1 pseudogene is annotated in these 232 nt (G+C 37.9%); it reads right to left on the bottom strand.

The annotated features are described in order from the left end of the window. A pseudogene (locus tag HMPREF2837_RS05030) lies at positions 1-232 on the bottom strand (hypothetical protein); the annotation flags it as partial.

The raw sequence follows: 232 nt of genomic DNA, 5'->3' as shown, positions 1-232 counted from the left end.
TCTTCACCATCTTCACCTTTAACAGTAGTTGGGGCTGTACCTTTTTCTTTCGTATCATCTTTTTCATAGACAACAAGTGATGGTACTACTCTCTTCTCAACTGTTGGTTCTTTTGTTGTTCCATAAGTTCGAACGGTTGTTGGAGTTACCTTACCTGTTTTTGGATCAACTTCATAGGTAGTGGTATCAATCACATCATGACCTTCAGAATCTTTAGATTGTTCAACCTTAG

Source organism: Streptococcus sp. HMSC071D03, assembly GCF_001812125.1.
GTDB lineage: Bacteria > Bacillota > Bacilli > Lactobacillales > Streptococcaceae > Streptococcus > Streptococcus pseudopneumoniae_N.
The sequence above is the reverse complement of the archived record's forward strand: the minus strand, read 5'-3'. Positions and strand labels throughout refer to the sequence as shown.